Origin of the sequence: Dyadobacter sp. CY347, from assembly GCF_021502655.1 — a bacterium.
Lineage (GTDB): Bacteria > Bacteroidota > Bacteroidia > Cytophagales > Spirosomataceae > Dyadobacter.
Map to the genome: position 1 here is coordinate 23314 of NZ_JAKFFT010000015.1, position 17439 is coordinate 40752.

General features: G+C 42.6%; 21 protein-coding genes. 12 read left to right on the plus strand and 9 right to left on the minus strand.

Translation table 11 applies throughout. The features are described from left to right. Positions 1 to 416 precede the first annotated feature (416 nt). Positions 417 to 1898 (minus strand): Fic family protein, encoded by a 1482-nt coding sequence (locus tag L0659_RS25745; RefSeq protein WP_235129492.1) that lies wholly within the window; start codon positions 1896 to 1898, stop codon positions 417 to 419. A 251-nt stretch (positions 1899 to 2149) separates the two neighbouring features. Between L0659_RS25745 and L0659_RS25750 the strand changes: the two genes are divergently transcribed. Together L0659_RS25750 and L0659_RS25755 are read left to right on the plus strand one after the other, a co-directional pair. Next, positions 2150 to 2800: a recombinase family protein gene (locus L0659_RS25750; RefSeq protein ID WP_235129493.1), complete on the plus strand. Its 651-nt coding sequence runs from the start codon at positions 2150 to 2152 to the stop codon at positions 2798 to 2800. Between the two features lie 124 nt (positions 2801 to 2924). Further along, entirely contained in the window at positions 2925 to 3395 is a 471-nt protein-coding gene (locus L0659_RS25755; RefSeq protein ID WP_235129494.1) for a hypothetical protein, read from the plus strand. A 90-nt stretch (positions 3396 to 3485) separates the two neighbouring features. On the opposite strand, the gene L0659_RS25760 is transcribed toward L0659_RS25755, so the two are convergent. Beyond that, positions 3486 to 3644 (minus strand): Kazal-type serine protease inhibitor domain-containing protein, encoded by a 159-nt coding sequence (locus tag L0659_RS25760; protein WP_235129495.1) that lies wholly within the window; start codon positions 3642 to 3644, stop codon positions 3486 to 3488. Positions 3645 to 3828: 184 nt separating this feature from the next. Here L0659_RS25760 and L0659_RS26605 point away from each other — a divergent pair, with 184 nt between their 5' ends. The 7 genes from L0659_RS26605 to L0659_RS25790 all read left to right on the plus strand — a co-directional run bounded on the left by L0659_RS26605 (position 3829) and on the right by L0659_RS25790 (position 9243). Beyond that, on the plus strand, positions 3829 to 3978 hold the full coding sequence (locus tag L0659_RS26605) for a DUF2958 domain-containing protein (protein WP_409019494.1): 150 nt from the start codon (positions 3829 to 3831) through the stop codon (positions 3976 to 3978). Positions 3979 to 4315: 337 nt separating this feature from the next. Beyond that, positions 4316 to 4981: an AAA family ATPase gene (locus L0659_RS25765; protein WP_235129496.1), complete on the plus strand. Its 666-nt coding sequence runs from the start codon at positions 4316 to 4318 to the stop codon at positions 4979 to 4981. After that, on the plus strand, positions 4956 to 5252 hold the full coding sequence (locus L0659_RS25770; protein WP_235129497.1) for a hypothetical protein: 297 nt from the start codon (positions 4956 to 4958) through the stop codon (positions 5250 to 5252). Before L0659_RS25765 ends, L0659_RS25770 begins: the two co-directional genes overlap by 26 nt. Positions 5253 to 5296: 44 nt before the next feature. Next, the gene (locus L0659_RS25775; protein WP_235129498.1) at positions 5297 to 6238 is read left to right on the plus strand and encodes a replication protein RepA; all 942 of its coding nucleotides are present in this window, start codon (positions 5297 to 5299) and stop codon (positions 6236 to 6238) included. An 829-nt stretch (positions 6239 to 7067) separates the two neighbouring features. Next, positions 7068 to 8081 carry a hypothetical protein gene (locus L0659_RS25780; protein ID WP_235129499.1) on the plus strand — a complete coding sequence of 338 codons (1014 nt, stop codon included), beginning with the start codon at positions 7068 to 7070 and terminating at the stop codon, positions 8079 to 8081. A 180-nt stretch (positions 8082 to 8261) separates the two neighbouring features. Then, entirely contained in the window at positions 8262 to 8741 is a 480-nt protein-coding gene (locus L0659_RS25785) for an N-acetyltransferase (protein WP_235129500.1), read from the plus strand. Then, on the plus strand, positions 8731 to 9243 hold the full coding sequence (locus L0659_RS25790) for a helix-turn-helix transcriptional regulator (RefSeq protein WP_235129501.1): 513 nt from the start codon (positions 8731 to 8733) through the stop codon (positions 9241 to 9243). The genes L0659_RS25785 and L0659_RS25790 overlap by 11 nt, the downstream gene beginning before the upstream one ends. A 232-nt stretch (positions 9244 to 9475) precedes the next feature. Here L0659_RS25790 and L0659_RS25795 read toward each other — a convergent pair whose 3' ends face one another. The 7 genes from L0659_RS25795 to L0659_RS25825 all read right to left on the minus strand — a co-directional run bounded on the left by L0659_RS25795 (position 9476) and on the right by L0659_RS25825 (position 15103). Further along, positions 9476 to 9754: a hypothetical protein gene (locus L0659_RS25795; RefSeq protein WP_235129502.1), complete on the minus strand. Its 279-nt coding sequence runs from the start codon at positions 9752 to 9754 to the stop codon at positions 9476 to 9478. A gap of 465 nt (positions 9755 to 10219) precedes the next feature. After that, entirely contained in the window at positions 10220 to 11149 is a 930-nt protein-coding gene (locus tag L0659_RS25800) for an NAD(P)-dependent oxidoreductase (RefSeq protein ID WP_235129503.1), read from the minus strand. 464 nt (positions 11150 to 11613) lie between these two features. Then, positions 11614 to 12492, minus strand: coding sequence for an NmrA family NAD(P)-binding protein (locus tag L0659_RS25805; RefSeq protein ID WP_235129504.1), 879 nt, complete (start codon positions 12490 to 12492; stop codon positions 11614 to 11616). An 88-nt stretch (positions 12493 to 12580) separates the two neighbouring features. Next, entirely contained in the window at positions 12581 to 13279 is a 699-nt protein-coding gene (locus L0659_RS25810; RefSeq protein ID WP_235129505.1) for a YafY family protein, read from the minus strand. 254 nt (positions 13280 to 13533) lie between these two features. After that, complete coding sequence (locus L0659_RS25815; protein ID WP_235129506.1) at positions 13534 to 13995, minus strand: hypothetical protein; 462 nt, start codon at positions 13993 to 13995, stop codon at positions 13534 to 13536. Continuing rightward, positions 13995 to 14702: a hypothetical protein gene (locus L0659_RS25820; RefSeq protein WP_235129507.1), complete on the minus strand. Its 708-nt coding sequence runs from the start codon at positions 14700 to 14702 to the stop codon at positions 13995 to 13997. The genes L0659_RS25815 and L0659_RS25820 overlap by 1 nt, the downstream gene beginning before the upstream one ends. 38 nt (positions 14703 to 14740) lie before the next feature. After that, positions 14741 to 15103, minus strand: coding sequence for a hypothetical protein (locus L0659_RS25825; RefSeq protein WP_235129508.1), 363 nt, complete (start codon positions 15101 to 15103; stop codon positions 14741 to 14743). 273 nt (positions 15104 to 15376) lie between these two features. Here L0659_RS25825 and L0659_RS25830 point away from each other — a divergent pair, with 273 nt between their 5' ends. The 3 genes from L0659_RS25830 (at position 15377) to L0659_RS25840 (ending at position 17436) form a co-directional block, all read left to right on the plus strand. Then, positions 15377 to 15715 carry a plasmid mobilization protein gene (locus L0659_RS25830; protein ID WP_235129509.1) on the plus strand — a complete coding sequence of 113 codons (339 nt, stop codon included), beginning with the start codon at positions 15377 to 15379 and terminating at the stop codon, positions 15713 to 15715. Further along, on the plus strand, positions 15712 to 16536 hold the full coding sequence (locus L0659_RS25835; protein ID WP_235129510.1) for a relaxase/mobilization nuclease domain-containing protein: 825 nt from the start codon (positions 15712 to 15714) through the stop codon (positions 16534 to 16536). Before L0659_RS25830 ends, L0659_RS25835 begins: the two co-directional genes overlap by 4 nt. A 303-nt stretch (positions 16537 to 16839) precedes the next feature. After that, a complete protein-coding gene (locus L0659_RS25840; RefSeq protein WP_235129511.1) occupies positions 16840 to 17436 on the plus strand; it encodes a hypothetical protein in 597 nt (198 codons plus the stop codon). Positions 17437 to 17439: the final 3 nt, after the last annotated feature.

Sequence of the window (17439 nt, forward strand, 5' to 3'; positions counted from 1 at the left end):
TTGTTAGCACCGGCCGGCCTAATAATCTGAGAATCAAAGAACGATAAATATCTTTAAAATTTAAAAATTTATCGCAGAAATTTCATATTACCGGCAAAAAGCACTAGTATCTTATCGAGTAATACTCGTATCTATCCCTTGATATGAAAGTAGATCGAAACACTTATTCCAAGGTACAGCCAGTGAGGATAAAGCCTAATTAAATGTGTAGAGAGGGCTTTATAAATGAAGGGTAGTTGTAAGCAGCCGAACCCTTAGCAAAAGAGGTCATAGTAAAACTGTCAAACTTCTGAGTAGCAATGTGAAAATTAGACTCTTTTGCAACAATTGCGTAAAATACCAGAATCTCAGCGTTGAATCATATTAGACGGGTTGGGCAGGTTCAATTGTAAAATATTCGCTTTGTGGTTAAAGTCTTAGCGTGGTATGATTATTAATTTTGCGACTTCTGGTTCTTCAAAGGCATTAGATCTGGTCAAGTGATTTTCTATGATTGCTTGATTTTCGCCGTAGATGTGTGAACTGAATTCGAAGGTTCTCAAAAGCATTCGAGTATAGGCAGTCGGATCATGTTGTCTGGTAAGTTTTCGCAGCGCGCCCATATAGTCCTCACGATATACGGTAGGAATAATTATCTTAGAAAGCCCTTGTGAAGAAAGTTCAGCATTCATCATTACTCTGGCAATTCTACCATTTCCGTCAAGAAACGGATGAACTTCACTAATCATAAACATCAGGTAAGCTGCTTTGGCAAAAGGCTCATTTAGTAGCGAATACCAATCGAACCCTTTTTTTAAAGTACCGGCCACCAATTGCCAGTCTACGAACTCCGTACTACCAGCCCGATTATTTTTGTCTTTAAACTGCCCAGGCTTTTTAGAAAGGCGCGCTCGTAATAATGTGGCGTGCCTGCTTCGCAACAGTTGCAAAAGTTCGTTGGGTGAACTGGGAGTTATCGCCATTTCGTGCCGATCGGATACGATTTGATAAGTGCCCAGTATATCGTGAGAGTCTTCAGCGCGTTCAGGCAACGGCGTTTCAGTCTGGATAATCTGTTTTGCCTCATTAACAGCAAACTCCGTCCCTTCAATATAGTTTGAGAAATAGCTCTCAAAAAAGGCAAAATTTCTATATGCTTTTAATGAAAGGTTTTTGTCGGCATAAGCAGGGAAGGTCCGACCACTCAAAGCTGCGTACAGTATTTCGAATAAGGTAATTCTTGCAGGGTCAAAAGGATTTCCTAAAGACCGTGCTATGGCGACAGGTGAATGAAGACTTTCAGAATCACCCGTTGTCAAGAGCGTCCCTATCAAATAGTTAAGTTTAATAAATTCTTTCTCCATCCCCAAGGCTGAGGCCAAGCTCCTAGCGTTGTCACGAATAACATTGAGAGCATTTTCTCCCCTGGATCTAATAATCAGATCAAGCCTTTCTTCAATTTCTGAGATTGAAAGGGTTTTTGAAAGATCATTTCTAGTACGGGTTTCCTGCATATTTTCTAAAAATGCGCGTGCTTCCTGCGAAGCATATAAATTTTCAAAAAATACGTTGTCGTTTTCTTGCCGGGGAGGGCCTTGCTGAAAATGAATTGTAAGACCAGGTAATCGGTTCTTACGTGTGTAGGTGTATGTGACAAATATATGCTCACCATCAGCCGGAACAAATTCCAATGCGCTGCGATGACTCAGGATTACACCCGGAAATTGATTGGAGAGGATTCTGAACCAATTTCTTTTTATAATAACTTCCGGCCGTTCTTCTAGGTTTGATGTATAAAGTCGAGGGGCTATTTTACGGATGACCCCTTTTTTCTCCAAAGAACTAATTTTGGCAGATTCTGTTTTGTTCGAAGACCCAAAAAGTATTTCCTGTAATCTTATCATTGGAATTCTTTCCATTAAGTAGTGCAATGTAAAGCATTGACAAGAAATTTTTCTATTAATTATACTTATTTGTAGAAAATTTTCCATTAGTCTCTTATTTGTCTTTGTGCGGTTTATGAGACCTCTCCCCTACTAAGGCTAATACCCTTGTATTTTGTGATTTATTTTACCAAGCAAGATTTATTGTGTTTATAATTGATGTTGTCCACATACATACGACCGTATACATGTGGACAAAGTGCCTATAAATTGCTACTTTTAGCCATATGAAAAGAGCCGTTGCCTATTTTCGAGTTTCAACAGATCGCCAGGGGAAGAGCGGCTTGGGCCTGGAAGCGCAACACGAAGCAGTGCACCTGTTCGCACAGCATCAAGGCTACCAAGTCACAGCTGAATTTACTGAAATCGAGAGCGGGAAGAAAAATGAGCGGCCAGAGCTGATGGCTGCCTTATTGTTGTGCAAAAAGGAGAAAGCAATGCTGATCATTGCGAAGCTGGACCGGCTAGGCCGGAATGTGGCTTTCATTGCAAACTTAATGGAGAGTAAGGTTGAGTTCCTGGCAGTTGATAACCCACATGCAAATCCCCTGATGGTGCATTTGCTAGCCGCTTTTGCTGAGCACGAGCGGAAGCAGATCAGCACTCGGACGAAAGAGGCATTGCAGGCTGCAAAGCGTCGCGGTGTGCAGTTGGGTAAACACGGCCGGGAAATCGAGAGTAAAAAAAATGCGAAGGCTGCCGATCAGTTTGCAGAAACCATGCGACCGATTATCGAAAAATTAAGAGCGGAAGGCATTACAAGCGTGCGCGGTATCTCTGACGAGTTGAACCAACGAGCTGTCGAGACGTTTCGGAATGAAGGTCAGCACTGGCATCGCACATCAGTACATCGCTTGTTAAAACGTCTTTCTGCTTAAAGCAGTATTTTCACAAACTCAGCCAACGACGTAAATGTTAAACATTGATTTGTGAGATGACAATTTTAGAAGTTTAGAATTTTCAGAGTGCAGAAAATAGGCTTATTAATCTATCTAAATATCTATGTTACCAGACAAGGACGAGCAGACAAATAATGCCATTAATCATCAGGAAAATGACTGGCTCTTAGAAAGCTATGTCAGAACATTGAATGGAACTGAGGGCCAAATGCACATAACAATTCTTATTGATGGATTTCTTGTGTCCGGCCTTTTGGTAGGTGGAAATCGGTACTTTCAGGAAATTTTAGACAGATATTTAAAATCTGATGTAAAGGATCTTGACGATTCAATAAAGCAGCTTCAAACTAGAATTGATAGCTATACTGTGGATCGATTCAAACCAGAGGTGCCAGTCTTTTATATTCATTTGTTATCGGCGACCTTTCACCATCCTATTGGGCCGGGCATGCCAAGAAAGGGAGTTTCCTTTAGAGCAAGGCAAAATAGGGTTTCGGGTTTCTATTTTGGTGGATATATGCCACAAAAAGGTGATGTTGAAACCGAGCAGGTGGATTCGGATAGTACCGACTAAGGTAGGTCTCCCCTACTCATTATGGTTTGCCGTGCGCCGAACGGATGTTATTTGCGACTCTTAATCCTTCAAGGAGGTACATTGACAGTTTTATGAATTCCTTTTTGCACATTCGCCAACAGTAAAAGTGCTTATACCATGGGCACGGGCTTCGCAGTCATTACTGTAAGTCTTTCCATTGCAGCCACAGACTGGGTCATATTTTGTATAGCAGCCGGAATTGTCTCTTAGTTTGTCCGAGCATTCCACTCCCGGATCTTTTCGTTACAACTAACCAGTAAAAAAAGGGGTAAATAGCGCATCTTTAAATTCATAGCCTACCTAATATGCAGTTATTCAAATTGAATATTTCAATTGAAGACACGCGTTTAACATGTTTGGTTGTACATTCTCGCAAAACCCTCTTTCACAAAACTAGTCTCTCCTACTCATCATGTTATACCTCGTCGCACCGATAGTACTATTCGAGATTGATCCATTCTATGAGGATATTGCTTTCGATCTGTGTGATCTTGGTATGGGTGAACCTGAGCTTGGTAAGTCTCACTCACTGAGTTGGAAGAAGTTCGCCACCCGACATTAGGTATTGGTGGTCGAGCGGGACATCTATTTCGATCCCTTCTACTCTATGAATGTCTACCACAAGGCAGCGCGAAAGTGCCAGCGGATCACGGACGAACCGGATCAACTGGCAATTGTAGCAAGATCATTGGTTTCACTAATCCATGAATTTTCCCTCAAAATTGGTATCTAATTAAACGTCATTTTTAAAGTTATAATTTACACTAATTTTGACGTTAAAAATTACACTAAAATAGTGTTAAATACGACGTTTAGAAAAGCTTTATTCTTCACATGTTTTGTAATTTCAAATTAAACATCTATTTTGGCGTTAAAATTAATGTTTAAACCAACGTCTAATGATTTACACAACAGCAGGCGAAAAAGGGGGGAGCGGCCGCAGCACAATTGCGGAGCATTTCACCGTATGGCTGTCTAAACAGGGTTTTGACGTCCTGTTGATTGATGCCGACGAACAGGGTACAGCAAGTGATTTTACCGCATGGCGGGAACAAACATTGGAAGGAAATGTCGGCTATACATTGGTACAGCTTGTCGGCGCAAATCTGCGCAAACAGGTTGAAACAATGAAGGCCAAGTACGACCATATTGTGATCGATACAGGAGGTCGTGATACAACTAGTCAAAGAGCTGCTTTGTTTGTATCTGATGTTGCAATCGTGCCTATCCAGCCACGAAGCCACGATATCTGGACGTTGGCCAAGTTCACCGAGATCCTGGAAGAGATCCAGTCTGGCCGGGCAAATCCGTTGACCGCGTACACATTCCTTAACCGGGCTGATATTACCAGCGCAGACAATCGAGAATCGTCCCAGGCTTTGGCTGGCCTTGAGCAAATGACATTTGTCGATTGTCCGATCAAGAACCGCAAAGCTTATCCCAATGCGGGAGCATCTGGATTGACCGTCTTTGAGATGGGGGAGAAGTCCGACACAAAAGCCATTAACGAAATCACCGAACTTTTTAAACGCATCAGCCATGTCAATATCCCTGTCACCGCCTAAGAAAAAGGTATCAGAGCAACAGATCGACGCGATTATCAATAAAGGCGGTAAAACAACCGTCGAAAGCAAGGAGCAAGCCAGCGACCCCAATTCCACCAAAAGCATCAAACTGATTATGACGGTGGATGAAATGGAAACTATCAAAGAACTGCGCGATAAACGGCCAGCCAAAAGCCGAAGCCGAAAAATAACGATCTCAGTCCATGACTGGGTTATTGAAGCTGTACAGGAGAAAATTGAAAGGGAGCGCCGGAAATATAGCGTTCAATAGAACGTTAAAATTTGCTCCAAAATTAACGTTAAAAATAGCACTATATGAGCGATAAAATGAAGCCTGAAAAATCATCTAAACCAAAACCAGACGGAATGTCAAAAGTGGCAGTACGCCGGTCAAAACTGATTTATGAAGCTTTCCAGGAAGATCCAGATGATCGTGAAATGCTCTTTCAAGCAGCGGCCATGTGTCAGGTATTTTTGCCACGCCGGGAGCTATTGACTCCTAGCGAGGTCTGGGAGACTGATAGCGGCAAATTCACCATGACGGTAATACCATTGCCTGTAGTCAATCCAGCAACCCACAAAAATGAGTATCTGGGGCTGCCATATGGCACAAAGGCAAGGATTATCCTTGCCAACCTGAACGCTATTGCCGTGCAGAGCCAGAACCGCATCATAGACGTGTCCAGCAATAACCTTACACAGTTTGTCAAGGAAATCGGAATGACGGACGGGGGCAGCCAGATCGCCGGTGTACGGGATCAGATCGCTCGACTCTCAAACTCGATCATGAGATTGTCGTTTGATGGGGCAGAATGGCAGGATAATACCAACATGCCGATCGTTAGCCGTTTCACCGTGTTTAAGGGCGCAGAGAACCAGCAACGGTGGCCAGAGCAGATCGAGTTGTCAGAGCAGTATTTCAAAAACCTTGTGGAGCATGCTGTGCCGCTACCAAAGACACACTTGGCCGCGCTTAGCAATAATGCGACCGCCATTGATCTGTATTGCTTTCTTGCACACAGGCTGCACCGCATACCGAAGGGGAAGCCGCAATTTCTAGCATGGAAAACGCTCAAAGATCAGTTTGGCGGCGAGTACACCCGGATGACTGATTTCCGTACCAATTTTAAGAAGACATGGGATTTGGTTAGAACGCTGTATACAGATGCGAAAATTGACCAGAAAGGAACTCGTGGATTGTTGTTACACAACAGCCCAACACCAATTCCAAAGCAAATGATATTATTTAATAAGTAACTGATTTACAATGTGTTATTAAGTAAATGACGAGTGTTCCACGGGAAAGCCGTAACTTTGTCCCGAAATATTTACTATTAACTTGATAATCAATTTGTTAACAATGTTAATAACGAGTAACCCACGGGATCGCCGTGTTTGACTCGCGATTATTGATTTAATTATGTATAAGTCAAAAAGTTATCCGATATATCGTGAGTATTTCACGGTATATTAGAATTTTAAACAGCTTGTTAAACTTTATCAATTGATAATGAGCTACTTAACATTGTAAACAACGAGTACTTCACGGCTAAAACCTCAAAGTTATCCACAATTTATGTTCATAACCCTAGTCCAGAGTACCTTATCCACCGTGATTTTGTCGCATAAATCACCGTGATTTACTCGAGAAAGACACCGTGATTTTGTCCCACAACCCTTTATTTAAAAACAAATAAAAAAACACTATTATTAGCTGAAAAAATTGTGCATAACTGATGAGTGAGGGGGTGGGCGGCTGGCAACTAATTATTTAGTTATTGATTCTATCTATAATAGGCAGATCGTTAAAAAATGTTTTTCAAGAAAAATCAACACGACGACATTTTCCTGTTTGCCAAAGTGATGGCAAACAATTTGCTACGCGCCAGTGAAACTGTGAATTGCCTAAACAAAATCCCTAATATTAAGCATCGTGATTACTAGGATACGTCAGCAGATCGTATAGATTACCAGGCGTTTTTCGAGAACTGGCAGGAAATCGAGCATGAAGAATACAAGTGGGAGTTCAATAAAGTAACCAAAGGTGACTTTATTGTTTTTATTAATGGAAAGTTTGTCGCATAAAATGAACATAAAGGACGCAAAATCTATACCGCTCGATGAGTTCCTGGAAAATCTCGGCCATAGTTTTGCCAAAGAGGTTCGAGGTCGGAAATGGTATAAGCGTCCCTGGGGTGATGAGCGTACCGCCAGCTTTGTCGTGACACCTGATAAACTTGCCTGGTATGACCACGGCGAAGGGGTAGGGGGGAACATCCTGGATCTTGCCATCCGCTATGCAAATCTTCGTGACGTGGCCGAAGCGCTGCGCTATATTGAGCAAGTCATGGGAAGGGGTTATATTATCCAATCCCCGACAATCGGGTATAAGAAGTTGGAACCCGAAGTCCCGCACTACACGCTAATCTCGTTTGACGATTTCAAGCTTTACAAGCGCCGGGAGCCAACCGCGCACGCCAAGTATTTGGCTGGCCGTGGGATTAATCTGGAACGTGCCGCTCTCTATCTCCAAGAAATTACATTTTACCATAAGGAAGTTCCGAAGGTTAAATATAGTGCGTTTGCATTGCCCAACGAATCCGGTGGTTATGAAGGCCGCGGCAACCTGTTCGGGACCGGTTACAATACGACCACAGTGGGCACAAAAGATGTGACTATCATTCGGGCTAGGGATACTATTCATGGCGCTTACGACTGGCACACGAAGTCCTGGCGGGCATTCTATTCAATGATGGACTTTCTGACCTTCATTTCGACTGATGACCAGAAACCCGGTGCTTATAACTTTTTGGTGATACACGGTGATGCCATGATCCATAAAGCTGCCGAGTATATGAATGACCTGCCAGCTGGCAATATGGTGCATTTCCCACACATCGATCCGAACGGCAATGGTCAGCGTGCCATGTTTGACCTGATGGCCGAGACTAGCAGCTGGCGGCATTTTGAGATCTCGCATGAATATGAAGGCTTCAAAGACCTGAACGAAAGCCACATGCATAAGCTTGGATTGGACTATCGCCCGGCTTCAAATTTTGCGCGACCAGTTCGCAGAAACACCCCTCCATTAAAACCATAGGATTGCATTTTCGCCTAATTTGCGATATCAGCAGCAACCGATATACTTTTAAAAAAGTATATAAATTGAGGGTAAATGCTTATATCCAGTGAGACCCTAAATCCTTAGCGTCATTAGATATTTGTTTACAAATTTTTAAATAATTTACAATTTCTGTAAATTTGATCAGATGTAACATAGATGTATTTATTCAATAACAGTGATGACCCGCCTACGGCTGTTGAAGCCACTATTGAGCCCGTAACAGCCAGCGACTTGAAAAAGCTGACTAAAAAAGACTTTGTTTTTAACTGGAAAGACTTTGCAGCGACTGAATTATGGAAATTACGGATTGCGGACAGCGGGATTATTTTAGGGGTGATGTCGTTAACGTATTATCCACTCGAGTATCGCATAGAGATCAACCTGATTACCAGTCGAAGTGACAATGTCGGCCCTAACAAACAGTATGACCGGATTGCGGGCTGTTTAATTGCCTGGGCATGCAGATTAGCTGTAAAGCTATATGGCAACCTGGCTTGTGTATCGCTAAAGCCCAAGACCCGGTTAGTAAGGCATTACCAGGAGAAGTATGGTATGCTAGACGGTGGGCAGCAACTATACGTAGATGGCAGGCCCCTTTACAATCTTATACAAACTTATATCGATCATGAACCTTGACGCAGTAGCTCCCCAAGATGTAGTAGACGGCTTTATGTTGCCAGCCCAAATGAGCTCTGAGCAGAAACGCCAAGCCGATCAGCAATTAGCCCTTATTCGCCAAAAAAGAATAGCTGAAATGTCTGATCAGGAAAAGTTGTACGGCCAGCTTTTACAGCTTAAAATTCATATAGAAGATTATATCAAGGAAGAAGTGTTTGATCCCAAAAAAGGGTTTTCTTACTTTCTTAAATCATATATAGAGCTTCAGCATAAAAAGAAAAATGAAGTTGCTTCTGAGCTGAACATTCATAAAACCAAGCTTAGCCAGCTTCTTTCGGGCAATCGGGCACCTTCGGATGATATTTTTATACGATTAGAATTTCATTCCAATCAGTTTATCACGGCCCGTGACTGGTTCCGCCTTTCTGTAAAGCAGCAGGAATACACTATCATGACCAATACGTCATTAAGAAATGAAGAAAAGCAACATCTAAAAGGCCATCTCCAATTGGAATTTTAATCTGTTATGATTTTTTCAGCAGCGTTTCTTTCCCGGATCGGCTAATTTGAAAGATATATCTAAAAATAAGGCATTTATATAGATCGGTTCATGTAATAACCAAAGCGGACAGGATGAATTTCCTGCTCCGGCCCGGATGCATTCAAAAACCGTGGAAACCAGGCAAGGAGATAACTGCTTTTTTGGTCCGTATTGGTGATACATTAATGGAATGAGCCGATGTTAATATTCATTATTTGCTTATATACAAATGCTCTTGTTGTGGTATTCCGTTGTCTTTGCCAACGATGGTTGGCATAATCCAAATCAATTTTATCTGTTGGTGATGCTGACCAATTTTTTGATTTCTCCAATGTCCACGTCGCCAGTGCGCAGAAACCTGACTACCCGATCCTGTAAAATTGGCAATAGGGTTTAGCCTGCCTCCAGCAAGTTTAATTTTGGTAAACCCGTTTTGCTGTATCTCAATTAAAGCCAACTCCTTTTTTCTTTTCGTGGTTGCTTTTTCCAATTTTAATTTTAGATGGATTGGTAGGTCCACTGAGAACTTCTGTTGAATATCATTGTCTTTGAGGGTAAGATATAAAAGACAATTAACAACCAGGTTTACGGTATGATGTATAAAACTAGAATGTAGGGTTAAATTAAAAGTTAGAACCAAAAGTACCGCAGGTTTCGCGTAGCTAAATTGCCAGGCTTATATCAGCTGTATTCAAATCTTGATGCCATCTTTGAAGATGGCATCAAGATTCTGCCATTAAAGTGCTGTAGATAGACCTATAAGATTTTTTTGACAAAAGTTAATTTTTATAAAAAGTAACATTTAATCTTCCTAATAGGGGAGACGGTACTTTATGTACAATCTTTTAATCTAACCCATTGATCTGCATATAGTCAAACTATACCAGTCAAAAGTTCACTAGTCAACCGGTTTGGCGAACACAATTTCCTAATTTACCCAAACATAAAATCTGAGTCAATCGGAACTCTTGTTGAGATCTCTCATAACACCCTTTATTCCTTCTTCAAAGGATTTATACTGAGGCTTCCAGTTCAATTCTTCTTTTGCTTTCTGGTTGTTTACGCGGAAGGAACTTGTAAGCGATTTAACCAGCGGACCTCCAATCATCAAGCCAATCAGCCAAGGGGGAATTGTCCCCACCTGTTTTACTTCTAGGGTCATTGTAATATGGTCGATCAGTTGACGCAAACTGATGGGTGTATCGTCTACAATGTTGTAAACTTCGCCATAGCGTCCGTAAGTTAGGGCCAAACTGAAAGCCTTGGCTAAATCAGTCACTTGAATGGGACTCCAGTAATTCTTCCCCTTCCCGAAAACCCGAAGCTGGCCTTTTTTCAACGTATCGTAGAACGACGCTTTAAACAAACCACCCGGCCCGTAAACGAAACCAGGACTAAGTACAATAAGTTTTAACCCCTGTCTCTTGTACAACTCCATCAACTGAGACACTACATGAGCATGGCCCTCTCCCAAGGGAGACGGGTTTGAAGGTGTCTGTTCATTTATCCATTTAGAACCATGATCTCCATAATTGAAGCATCCACTGGTGTAGACGAGTATTTTATCGTGCTGAATGCAAGCATTTGCAAGAGCCAGCGTCATTAACTCATCTGCCTGGTTAACCATCTCCTTGCTTGAATTAGTAAAGCGCCCCTTAGTTGCTAATTGCGCTGTCTGTATAACCACATCAACTGAGGGTATGGCTGACAAGTAGGTTTTAGGAGAGGTCATTTCACCAACCACCGTTTTCATTCCTTTTTTGGTCAATGGCGCTGCCTTGGCCAGGTCTCTTACCATACCTACCACCTGGTGGCCCTCACTAAGTAACTCTTCAACGACAGCCCTGCCGACGAATCCAGTTGCACCTGTTACAAATATTTTCATGATAAATTATGGGTTAGCAGAAATTATATCGCCAGATCAAATGAATATACCGTTCTCAATAGATACAGGTCAAACTTAAAAAAGTAGCCGAACTAAGCTCCTTTTTCCTCCCTGTTTGATTTTTAAAGATAAACGCATACAATTAGGTTGAACCGAACCTTGTTTGGCTTGAAATGATCAAAAAGTTGCAAAGTGAGTAGGAATGATAATAGATCAATATATGGCCAGGGAATCAGCGCATCAAAAAAGCCTATCCAACTGAATTTCGTTAGGCGAAAATTGCATTAATGCAACCTATTCCCGCTGAAAAAGCGATCAGGCGTGGCACTTTCCAAAGAAGCATCGGGTAACTACTTTTATGTAAACGACTTTTTCTGGAACCGAGGACCAATCTGATTTCTTGATTAATCTTGATAAAAATACAGTCATGGTTCCATATTACTAGGTCAGATAAGATTAGCACATTAATTTTTGCTGCTCTCTGCCACTATTGCGCTGATGTAGCTCTCTAATGAGGTGGCACCTCGCTCAGGTGCGGTGGGTAACTCCGACTTTCCTTCAATCATTTCTATCGTAATAGCCGTCATGGCCGCCATCGAATCGGCTCCTTCGGATGAAAAACCAGCAGCTTTTAGAGCAGTAGTCCATTGTTCGTGAGGCGTCTGTACAGCTTTCACCGGTCTGCCCAAAGCAGATTCAAAAGCAGCAGCTACGTCCTCCGATGAGTAACGTTGGGGTCCTTCCACATAATACAGACCTGTTTCTCCGATAGGCTCCATGAGTAGCTTGGCTGCCATCCGACCCAAGTCGCCTGTGGCAGCCATTGGCAGTTTAAGATCGGGTGGAAAGAACGTATGCACTTCTCCTTCTTTTTGAGCTGTGGGCAACGATATGTCCCAATTGCTCATGTAGTAAGCCGCTCGTATTATGCTGGTTGGAATCCCCGTTTTAGCCAGACCTACTTCTAGTTCATAAAGTACTCCCAGATCGCCAATCTTATCTCCTGGCTGAGCGCCATAGGTAGATTGAACTACTACCTTCTCTATCCCCGAACCCTGCAATGCCTCCAGAATAGAAGCAGCATTCTTACGTTCCTCCAAAGCTGTGTCAGTCGATGGGGGAGCTGGCGGATTTAGGACAAAAAGCCGCTTTCCTTTTTTAAATACGTTGCGTAACGCTTCTATGTCGCGTACATCAACAACCGATACGGTTGCCCCTTTTAGCTCCCATTCGCTCGACTTTTTCGGATCATGAGTTAGCACAGTTACTGATTCGTTTTGCTCAAGCAGTGATTGAGCCACTGCCGAGCCTACATGGCCTGTTGCTCCAAGAATGATATACATACTCTTATCGTTTGGTAGAATAAATGATTGTTATGATGGCCAAACGTAGCCTGCTCGTGTGACAAAGGTATGTCAGGGGTCTTTTTATTTATTTTTCAAGTGTATCGAAATATTGCTTTAGTGTAATGGAATGAGGCTTAAAGTAAAGGTTCAGCACGTGAAGAGATGAGATTCGATCAAGCCGAAAAATACGGAAGCTTTGCCGTAATAGACACCAACCGACTAGGAGCCAATCGGCTTCTGTACTCAGAAGCAGTGCGAAAGGTTCTACTTGCCTTGAAGTTACTTCGTTTTGAGCCGACTTGTAGTCAATATTGATCAGCTGATAGTTTGTCAAAGCACTCTGTAAGATAGGGAGGTGGTTGCTCGTGCTGACTGGCTTCGTTTTAGTATAAATCTTTAAACGATCATTCAGCACATTTGCCCTATCACGAGTGGTGCGGCCCAAAACAGCTTTGATTTTTTGAACAGCCAGGCCGTAAGTATCTAACAACGAGCTGTCCTTATTCACTGAGATTAGATGTTGGGCTGTAATAATTGCGTTGGCCTCTTGTTCACTTAACATGACAGGCGGCAGGCGGTAACTGTCTAATAGTCGGTAGCCTTTTCCTTCCTCGGTCAGCAGTGGTATACCGGCCGCGTCCAGCGACTTCATGTCTCGGTATATTGTTCGCACGCTCACGCCAAAACGGGTCGCCAGTTCGGATGCTTTGAACAAGCGTTTAGACTGAAGCAGAGCCAATAGAGCAATTAACCGGGACAAACGTTTGGTATCAGTATCTATCACAACAAATAAGTATTAATTGATTGTACACCTGCTATTGGACATTTAGCAATTATCCTCAATGACAATGGTGTGACAGATTAATGGTCTAATGAAATTAATTTACAAAATACAGTAAAGAATAAGATCAGCTCTTTATTTTTGGTGTCACCTTAATGAGATTTAACTCTTTTGCACCTATCTCACTTTTGGCCGTGCCATGGTGGCCTGAATAGACAGTTCTAATCTATATCATATTCATAGCCAAAGTTTCGCATCTAATCCAGGATTAGCTTGATCCCTTTGTTGGGCAAGACCTGATAATGCTTTTTATCGAGGTAAAAGTTGCCCTGATCATCGTGAATGAAATGTTGCAAGACATAACTTGCTTGTTGATCTTTTAGCTCTGCTTGCTCGATTAGCTCGGGATCTGTAAGAAATTTATGTATACCATACCATGAAAGTAGTGCAACCAGGATGACCGCCACCAGAGCAGCAATGTTTTTACCTGCCGCAGCTGCAAAAACTGTCCATGCAGATGTACCATGGTTATAGTGGTGATTTGTAACGATCGGCTTAACTGAATCATTAATTTTTGCAGTTGCCTGATCAATTTTAGCAACTGACTGTTCAACGGTAAGCATAAGCGGCACGATTTCAAGGTCAATATCTGATTCAGAGATATTAAACTTGTTTGCCAGGCGCTTGCGTTCTTCTTTAACGTGTGTTGATTTTTCCATCAGGCAATGATTTCTTCAATTTCTTTTTGTTTCTTTTTGTAGACCATCCTGGACAGCAAGCCCATTGTGGCAGGATCGGGATCGGGATGGCTGATCAGGTCAATGATCTCTTTGACTGCAGCGCCACTACCCAAGTCGCCAAACCGTTTGATAGGAGCGTATCCTAACTCGGTCAGGGAAGCAATCGCCTTTTCAGCGCTTTCGGTCCCGTTAAAAGTGCCCATGTTTACAACCATGGTCACAGGGATGCTGTCAAGTGCCTTTGAAATATCGTTGTAATAGTTAACACAGGAAGGCAGCGCATCCCGCCCTGCCACAATGACAAAAAACCTTAGTTCAGCCCTCAATTCTAACATTTCGTTATAGAGTTCAACGCCCGTTATATCGCCGGTCAAAAGCCGGAGAAATTCAGCCGATTCGGGTGCCCCAAAGTCAACAAAATACTGATCTGACTTTCCGCCTGCCAGTGATTCCAGGAGCCCGACTATTTGATCTCTTTCCATCTTGTTATACTCATTGAGTATTCTGACAGGCCTTACCCTTTCGTTTCCAACAACCGTTCCAAGCCGGGCCGCAGAGGTTTGTGTACTTTCGTCCAGGTCAATAAAATTGGTTTTTCTGCCTTTCTCAATTTGTGCTACAAACCATATAAAAAGTGATTTTCCAACACCACCTTTTGATTGTAGAATAAGGTTAATCTGCTTCATGTCAATAGTTGTTGATATAAATAAAATGCAATTATTTTTTAAAAATTTTCTCCCAGGTCAATACTTGACATCTTTTTTCTCTCAAATTCTTTTAATTCGTTTTCTATCTGAGTACCAGGATCCAGATCGGAAGATTGGGAAGGTAGTTTTTTAGTCAGATGCAGGGTTGGCTCGGGAGGAGTTACGAGCGGATCAATACTTGCAGCTGGAATTTTCTTAAGTCTTTTTTTGAGGGTATAGATAGATTGCTCTGAAACATTGATCCCAAGTTCATCTTTTATCCGGGTGCTCATAATCTGTGCAGGTATTGCAAAAAGTGAATCCCCATAATACCCGTACAGGACATCAAAGCGCCCTTTGAGGTTAAGTTCAAAAGCCTGGATCACGTATTTTTTGTTCATACCTCCAATATATATCTATTAAAACACTAATATATATCCAAACAATTGTATATAAAAGAAAGCTGGCTAAAAAGTAGCAAAAATGTAAAAGAAGCGATTTCTTTGGATGGGTGCAGGACGTTAGGAGAGTAAAGCAAGCCATGTGTTTGTATATACAAATTCTTCACTTCGCTCTAAATTTGCATCTTCAAACACACCGGTCGTGCCTCCCTTGACTTGCCGGGGCTCTGCCCCAAACCCCGGTGTCACAGACACCTTTTTATATTTTAGGCTATGGAAGACAATGAGAAGAATCCACATTACGAAGCCCGCAAGGCCGGTGCAGCCAAGCGAGAAAACAAGGGTAAAATGATCCCGGTCCGTGTCACCGAACAGGAGCATGCACAGATCAAGGCCAACGCGATCCTTGCCGGCCTGAGCGTATCTGAATACCTGCGCCGGCTGAGCACCGGTCACCAGGTGCAAGCTCGGTTTGAGAAGGAAGAAAAGCGGAACCTGCAAGGCATTGGTACCAATTTGAACCAGCTGGCCGCGTATGCTAACAAAGGTTTTTTTTATGAAAAGCCTTTGCTTGAAGTTTTGGAGCAACTTAAAAAAATACTAAAAGCATGATCGCCAAAACATCGATCGGATCGAGCTTTTCCGGCGCGATCCATTATGGCGCTGGCTATACCGTTGAAGGAAAGGAGATCATGGGCAAAGCCGACCTGCTGGTCACGCATAACGTGGTTTCGCGTGACCCGGAGGGCATTGCCGCCGAGATGCAGCAGGAGGCATCTTACAGCCGGTGCAAGACACCGGTATGGCATTCTTCTATCAGCTGGAAGCCGGAAGAGAAACCCACACGAGAGCAGATGATCGAGACGGCCAACCGGTACTGTCAAAAAATGGGGGCCGACCTCAAGGACCACCAGATTGCCGTTTACGAGCACCACGACAAGCCGCACCAGCATATCCATGTTTACATTAACCGCGTGCCGACGGACGGAAGCAAGGCGTTGGAAACTTCGCACAACTATGCGCGCAATGTCCGGATCTGCAAAGAGATCACGCAGGAGCTTGGGTTTTCTAAATTAGAAAAACTTGAAGAAGGGAAACTGCGTCATGTGGCGGTCAACCAGGAGGGAGCGCAAAAGGTCGTTAACATGGCAATCAAGGCTGCTTTGAAAGAAGAATCTGACACTCCAGAAGACATGGAGCGGCGGCTGAAAGAAAAAGGGATTGAGTGCAAATACAAGATCGAGGAGGGGAGGCTGAAATATTCCAGTTACAGCTATCAGGGCGTTCCGATCAAAGGGCAGGACGTTGGCTTTACCGCTAAACAGTTACAGGCCAGGCTGGACAAGAACCTGGAAGTTAAAAAGGAGCAATCGCAGCAAGTCAAACCGGAGCCAGAACACAAACAGAAGCGCAACCCTAGGATGGGCTTTTAAAACGCGGTTTATATTTTGCTAAACTGTTCGAATATGTGTGCTGAACAAATGGAAAAGATGCTGCACCTGGCGGGCATGCTAACCTGATATTACTATCTATTCAAGGGAATGTTTCGGAATTTCAGGATATATACAGAGAGCAAAGTATGAGCATGCAGTTACAGAAAATAAGGATAGAGGCTGATATCAACACAACCTATGCCAGGATTAATAAGGAGTTAGAAACGATTGTATAAATGCTTGGTCTTCATATCTCGAAACCTTACATTAGAGCACTTATCATTGCAAACCACTATTTTTTATATGGCGCTTACTGATTTTTTTAGGATTAACCTCCCTTACGGGATTCAGAAAAACGAAGAAGGTTATTGGTCTGTTTTTAATAGAGAGTATAAACCACTCGGCTATAATGAGTCTTCTTCTCTAGTTGATTTTAATAAACTTCCCGTTCACACAAAATATAAGGGATTAACATCCCTTCAAATAACAAAGCTGATCAAGAATCGTGAGCATATTCATTTGGATGAAAGCGGCGAAGTATGGCGATTTTTTCTTTATGAGGACAAGACCAATCCACAATCCAGTCCAGCCTACTGGGATGAATATTTTACCAAGATAAAGTCGCTGTCCAAATTTGAGGTTGACGAGATATCAGAAGACAGGCGAGTAATTAAACCAGTTATCTGGAATACGGTTCATGATGCTTTGCCAGAAGATAGTAAATTATTGACAGTGTTATCAAGTAAGCAGGATGGCGAAAAGCAGGCGTTAGCAACTTATAATAGTTTTGATGATGGAGAGTTCAAGCCTGGTTTTTACGTTATAAATGACAACCGGGAAGAAGTATTAATTGATTTCAAAGTTTATTGGTGGGCTTATGAAGATTATTTTCCATATTAATTA